Raw genomic sequence first — 6,581 nt, 5'->3', positions numbered from 1 at the left:
AGGGTCGGGCGCGTCCCGGGCTGGTCGCCCGGGACAGGGCTTGTGGAAAGCATGCCGAGGAACAGTTTCCCGGTCCCTTGCCTGAACATCAGGAGGCGGGCGACTTCTTCAGCAGCCTGTTAAGCGGTTTGTGCAGCATCAGCCGATCAGTGCCATGGCCGGAAAGGTCTCCAGCAACCACCAGGAAAAGGCCGAGAACGCCCCGGTGACCAGCGCAATGCCCACCAGCAACAGCAACCCGCCCATGACCTTTTCGATCAGCGCCATATGGCGCTTGAGCTTCTGCATCATTGACATGGACCGCTGCACGAAGATCGCCGCCAGAAGGAACGGAACCCCCAGCCCCAAGGCATAGACCCCCAGCAACACGGTCCCGCGCGCCACTGTGGACTCGGCCGCGGCCATGGTCAGGATCATGCCCAGAACCGGCCCGATGCAGGGTGTCCAGCCAAAGGCAAAGGCCAGCCCCAGCACATAGGCCCCCAGCGCCGATCCGCCCTGATCGCCCGCATCCACCCGCGCCTCACGCATCAGCAGCGGGATGCGGAACACGCCCAGGAAATGCAGCCCGAAGACGATCACCACCACCCCCGCAATCTGCCCGAACAGCTCTGCATTGCGCAGAAACAGGTTGCCCATGGTCGAGGCCGTGAAGCCCAGCAGCATGAACACCGTGGACAGCCCCATCACAAAGAACAGCGCCGGCAGGATGGCGCGGCGCTGCGTGCGGCCCGTGGTGGTGAATTCCTGCATGCTGATCCCGCCCATATAGGCCAGGTAAGGCGGCACGATCGGCAGGACACAGGGCGACAGGAACGACAGGACCCCGGCGCCCAGAGCCACCAGAAGCGCAGGTATCAACGCCGCGTCGATGATGTCGATGCCCAGCATCAGAAGCCTCCGTCATGGCCCGCGCAGCGCATGAGGCGCGTCACAGGGTCTTGCCCCGGTCTTAGCCAGAGCAGCGCCGAAGGTCACGGCGCAGATTGTCACGGTTGCGTAAACAGGTCGGCCTGCGGCCTGCCCGCAAGGACAGGACCGCAGGCCGCGGGATCAAGGGCGATCAGTTGCCGATGCTCCACCAGCCCCGGCGGCGGGGACGCGCTGACTCAGGCTCGGCAGCGGCCGGTTCCTCGTCCTGCGCGGGGTCCGCTTCGTTTGCAGGGTCGGAGGCGGGATCAGGCTGGGCCGGGGGCGCACCGTTGACCGTTTCCGGGGCCGCGGTTTCCTGGGGCGGCTGTTCAGGCGCCGGGCTTTCTGCTTCAGGCTCCGGCACGGAGTCAGGCACAGAGCCGGGCACAGCATCGGACGCCGAGTGGGGCACAGCGTCGGACGCAACCTCGGGCGCGGGCGCCGCTGAAGCGTCCGGACCCTCGGCAACCGGGGCTGCGGTCTCCGGCGCTTCGGCGGGCGCAGGCGCGGCGGCTTCGGCCGCCACGGGGGTGGCCTGTTCCGGCGCGCTTTCGGATGCCGCAGGCTCATGGGCCGGTGCACCCTCTTCGGTGGTTGCCTCAGTTGCCTCGGCGGGCGTGGGTGCCTCCGGCACGGGGTCAGATGCCGACACAGACACAGACGCGGGCGCGGCTGGTTCCGCAGAGCTTTCGCTTACGGCACTGGAGCCGGATGCGGCCTCGGATTCGGCCTGCGCAGCCTCAGGCTGCGCAGCCTCAGGCTGCGTGGCCTCATCTTGCGTGACTGCAGGCTGCGTGACCTCACCTTGCGCAACCTCAGGCTGCGTGACCTCATCTTGTGTGGCTTCAGGCTGCGTGGCCTCAGCTTGCGCAGTCTCGGCCTTCTTGGCCGGGCTGCGCCGACCACCGCGACGGCGCGCGGGTTTAGCCGGGGTTGCGGCTTCGGCCTCGGGCGCCTCGGCGCTGGCAGCTTCGGCGGGCGCGGCGTCCTGCGGGGCCTCGGTCGTCTTGGCATCGGTATCCGCCTGGGCGTCGCTCTGGCCCTCGGCCTGCATGTCGCCCTGCGCGTCATCCCCCCCGTTGCCGCCCCGGCGCCGCCGCCGACGCCGCCGACGCCGCTTGCCGCCGCCGTCCTCGGACCCGTTTTCGGGCGCATTCTCGGCCTGGCTTGCGGGCTCTGCGGGCGCGGCCTCCGCGGGCGCGGGCTCTTCCTCGGGCTCGGGGGTGTCGGCCATATGCGAGCTGTCAACCGAAACCACCGGCGCCGCCACCTGATCGACCACGCGGGTCGCAGTGCGGAATTTCTCCAGCGTGAAGTCGGGGTTGACCATGGAGGGGTCCCCCTCCAGCCGTACGGCCATGCCGTAGCGGGCCTCGATCTGGGCGATATGTTCGCGCTTGTGGTTGATCAGGAAGTTCACGATATCCACCGGCGCGCGCACCAGCACCTCACGCGTGCGGCGGCGCGTGCCCTCTTCCTCGATCTGGCGCAAGACGGTCAGGGCGATGCTGTTGTCCGAGCGGATCAGCCCGGTGCCGTGGCAATGCGGGCAGGGCTGGGTGGTCGATTCCAGCATGCCGGGACGCAGCCGCTGGCGGCTCATCTCCAGCAGCCCGAAGCCTGAGATACGCCCCACCTGAATCCGCGCACGGTCGGTTTTCAGCTTGTCCTTCAGCATCTTCTCGACAGCGGCATTGTTGCGCCGCTCTTCCATGTCGATGAAGTCGATCACGATCAGCCCGGCCAGGTCGCGCAGGCGCAGCTGGCGGGCGATCTCCTCGGCGGCTTCAAGGTTGGTCTTGAGCGCGGTCTCCTCGATCGAGCCTTCCTTGGTGGCCTTGCCCGAGTTGATGTCGATGGCCACCAGCGCCTCGGTCACGCCGATGACGATATAGCCGCCGGATTTCAGCTGCACCGTGGGGTTGAACATCCCCGAGAGGTAGCTCTCCACCTGATAGCGGGCGAAGAGCGGCATCTGCTCCTGATACTGCTTCACGTTGCGGGCATGGGACGGCATGATCATCTTCATGAAGTCCTTGGCCACCCGGTAGCCATCGCCCCCTTCGACCAGAACCTCGTCGATCTCACGACTGTACAGATCGCGGATTGACCGCTTGATCAGGTCGCCCTCTTCATAGATCGGCGCGGGGGCGATGGATTTCAGGGTCAGTTCGCGGATCTGCTCCCACAGGCGGAACAGGTATTCATAGTCGCGCTTGATTTCGGCCTTGGTGCGTTTGGCCCCGGCGGTGCGGATGATCAGCCCTGCCCCTTTCGGCACCTCGATCGATCCGGCGATATCCTTGAGCTTCTTGCGGTCGGCGGCGTTGGTGATCTTGCGGCTGATGCCGCCGCCGCGGGCGGTGTTGGGCATCAGCACACAGTAGCGCCCGGCCAGGCTCAGATAGGTGGTCAGCGCAGCGCCCTTGTTGCCGCGCTCTTCCTTGACCACCTGCACCAGCATGATCTGGCGGACCTTTATGACTTCCTGGATCTTGTAGCGGCGCATCCGGGGGCGGCGACGGGGGCGGACCTCGTCGCTGACATCATCATCCGCAACCGATTCGATCTGATCATCGGTTTCAGCCGCATGGTCGGCCGCGACATAGGGTTCGCGCTCCGAAGGGGTGTCATCGTTGCTGTCGTCATCGGCGGCCGTGTCGGACGTGGCGGTTTCGGCAGGTTCCGGGGCCGCATCATCCGCCGAGGGCTCTGGCGTCTTCGCCTCGGCCGCGGGGGTTGCATTGGCGTCCTCGGCAGGGCGGGCGTCGCCGTCGCCTTCGGGTTCGACAATGTCCATGCCCGCAATCTCGCGGGTTTCCACGGCATCGGGGGATTTGCTGCGTTCGGCCGATGCGCGTCCGCGCCGGTTCGAGGCGCGGCGCACCTTGGGTTTGGGCGCCTCTTCCTCGGCATCCTCGGACAGGGCCTGTTCCTCGGCCAGCAGGGCCTCACGGTCGGCGGCGGGGATCTGGTAATAATCCGGGTGGATTTCGCTGAAGGCCAGGAAGCCGTGCCGATTGCCGCCATAATCCACGAAAGCGGCCTGCAACGAAGGTTCGACCCGTGTTACCTTGGCAAGATAGATGTTTCCGGCAAGTTGACGACGGTTTGCGGTTTCGAAATCGAATTCCTCAACCTTGGTTCCGTCAACCACCACAACCCGGGTCTCTTCGGGATGGGTGGCATCGATAAGCATTTTGTGAGCCATTGTGTTCCAATGCGCCTCATGCGGGATGCCTGCCTTCGCCCGGAACCGGGCGGGGCATGGCAACGCAGGGGGCGGCTTGTCTGGGCGTGGACCGGGGTAGCGCGGGAACTGCATCCGATGCGGCGCGACAGGACCCGGTCCTGTTTCGCTATGTCAATCGGCATTCCTGCGGCACCTGCCATCGCGTTCTTTCCAAGGCGCCACGGCGTGGCGCCGGTTCTGACATGCCCGGGAATGTGATCCATGGGCAAAGCGGCCATCCGGCCAATCCATCTGTTGACACCGCAACCCCGGCCTTGCGGGCCAGTCACAGGCGAAAACAGCGAAATCTTCCGGTTCCGGCGCAATCGCTGCGCGGACCATCATGCGTGCAGCATGGGGTGGAATGGGGGAAAAGACAATCACCTTTTTCGCAGGCGCGGGGAATCCGGCCCGCTGGTGCGCAGGTCGCCTGCATTACGGGCAGCGAAGGGCCGGCTGACAAAGCGTGACCCCGCCAGCCCGAAACGCCAGGGCAGATCGGTGGCGCGCGAAATGCCGATCCGCGGGCCTTCAAGCACGCCCGCGGGTGGGGGGCCGGGAAAGATGCCGAAATCCGGCAGGTCGAAGCGCGCGCCGTCATCCGCCGCAGTCACTCCCAGCGCCTGCGCCAGCCGCCCGGGCCCCGAGCACAGATCCCGCACCCCCCAGCGCGCACCGCGCCGGGCCTGCATCCGCTCCAATCCGAACCGTGGCTCAATCGCGCGCAGCAAAACCGCATGGCCCCGGGCGCAGACCAGATTGAGGCACCAATGCACCCCGTAGGAGCGATAGACATAGGCATGCCCCGGCGGGCCGAACATCGATGCGTTGCGCCGGGTTGGCCCGCAATGGCTGTGCGAGGCCTGATCCCCGGGGGTGTAGGCTTCGGTTTCGACGATCACACCCCCTGCGCCGCGCAGCCGCAGGGTCGCACCGATCAACGCCCGGGCGACCTCGACCGCCGAGGCATCAAACACAACCCTGGGTAGATGGTCGCCCTTTGAAGCGGCGACAGATGGATCGGCGGCCCCGGACCCTGCCGCGTTTTGCCCCGAAGAAAACTCGGACATCTTCCCCCCCTGAAAGATTGGATTTGAAGCGTTAAACTGTCCCCATCAAGGCGTTTTGCGGCTATATTTCCCCCATGACTCAGAACACGCCCAATGCCAAGTTCGTGTTTGACGCTGCGCAACCTGTAGGCGTGGCCCGGCCCGCCGTTGCCGAAAATCCGGCGGGCGCCGGGACCCCGCCCGATGCCGATGCCGGTCGCCATCCATCCCGCCGCGCCTCCTCTGGCGCCGACATGGGCGCCGATCCGCAGGCAATGCCTGATGACCTGCGGATACGGAGCACCATCGCCGATCTGGTCCGGCAGGACAGCCCATCCGGGCCCGATACCCCCGATGCGCAGCCGGTCGCGCGCGCGCCTGCCTCTGCACCACATGACACCGCGCCCTCACCTCAGCCAGAAGCCCCGCCACCCGGCGGTGCCGAAGCGGAACGGGCTCCGGCCCTGCAGGCCCTCTACACCCGCGGCCGGGCGCCTGATCCGCAAGCGCTCTTTCCGCAGTTGCTGAACACGCTTTGCGTCAGCGGCCATGCGATAACCATGGCTGAACTGCGTGGCAACGCCATTCTTCTTGCCCTCGATGGACATCGCATCGCCATCGCGCTTGACGACAGCCCCGCGCCGGAGGCGCCCCCCCTGTTCCGCCCGGAAACCCCTTTCGCCGAGCTTCCCGCTGCGCGGCTGGCGCTGGCGTTGCGCAAGTGCCACTGGCGCCTGCTGATCACCGTCGCACCCGGAATACCTGACCACACCATGCAAGCGGCCACCGATGCCCTGTTTGCCCACCTCCCCCCGCAGATCGTGGTCTGGTTGCCCGGCCAACTGGCCCTCTGCGCCCGGGAATACGCCAGATGTGCGCTGTCGGATCTGAACGCCATGCAACGCGGCGCACCCCTGCCGCATCTGCGCCACCGCTATGAACGCCCGGTCCTGGCAGCGGAATCGCAACGCTGCAGCGTCTTTTCCGGGGCCAAACCGGCACAGCAGTCAGCGCAAGACCGCAGACTGACACAGCGCCGCACCCGGCCCGAAGATGCCAGGTTCCCGCCGGTTCCAGTCGGCAGCCCCGTCATGCGCGGCGCGTCCCGCAGACCGGAAGAGGAGGCGCGGATCGGCCCAGTTTTGCGCTGCCCGGAAGAAGCGCCACCGCCAGCCAGGGCATCCGGGCCACCTGATGAGCTTTCACCCCCCAAACGCTTGAAGCGACTGGCCCTGACGGATGCGCTGTGCGATGCCATCACCATCGACACCGGAACCAGCCAGCCGCAGATGGTCACAACCCTGCTGCTCACCGCTTCCCTGGGCCTGAAGATCAGCAGCTTGATGATTTCGGCCATGGGGGCCGCAGCGGTCACATTTTGAACCGGG

4 protein-coding genes are annotated in these 6,581 nt (G+C 66.6%); 1 reads left to right on the top strand and 3 read right to left on the bottom strand.

All coding sequences use genetic code 11. The features are described 5' to 3' along the window. Positions 1-138: 138 nt before the first annotated feature. The 3 genes from HUK65_RS12520 to HUK65_RS12510 all read right to left on the bottom strand — a co-directional run bounded on the left by HUK65_RS12520 (position 139) and on the right by HUK65_RS12510 (position 5,214). The gene (locus HUK65_RS12520) at positions 139-891 is read right to left on the bottom strand and encodes a cytochrome c biogenesis CcdA family protein (RefSeq protein WP_179906612.1); all 753 of its coding nucleotides are present in this window, start codon (positions 889-891) and stop codon (positions 139-141) included. Positions 892-1,063: 172 nt separating this feature from the next. Then, the gene (locus tag HUK65_RS12515; RefSeq protein ID WP_179906611.1) at positions 1,064-4,123 is read right to left on the bottom strand and encodes an Rne/Rng family ribonuclease; all 3,060 of its coding nucleotides are present in this window, start codon (positions 4,121-4,123) and stop codon (positions 1,064-1,066) included. 401 nt (positions 4,124-4,524) lie between these two features. Then, positions 4,525-5,214, bottom strand: coding sequence for a DNA-3-methyladenine glycosylase (locus HUK65_RS12510; protein ID WP_179906610.1), 690 nt, complete (start codon positions 5,212-5,214; stop codon positions 4,525-4,527). A gap of 74 nt (positions 5,215-5,288) precedes the next feature. On the opposite strand from HUK65_RS12510, the gene HUK65_RS12505 reads away from it, so the two are divergent. Beyond that, positions 5,289-6,575 (top strand): hypothetical protein, encoded by a 1,287-nt coding sequence (locus HUK65_RS12505; protein ID WP_179906609.1) that lies wholly within the window; start codon positions 5,289-5,291, stop codon positions 6,573-6,575. Positions 6,576-6,581 lie beyond the last annotated feature (6 nt).

Origin of the sequence: Rhabdonatronobacter sediminivivens, assembly GCF_013415485.1 — a bacterium.
In the GTDB taxonomy this organism is placed as follows: Bacteria; Pseudomonadota; Alphaproteobacteria; order Rhodobacterales; family Rhodobacteraceae; genus Rhabdonatronobacter; species Rhabdonatronobacter sediminivivens.
This window is presented reverse-complemented; position numbering and strand designations above follow the sequence as displayed.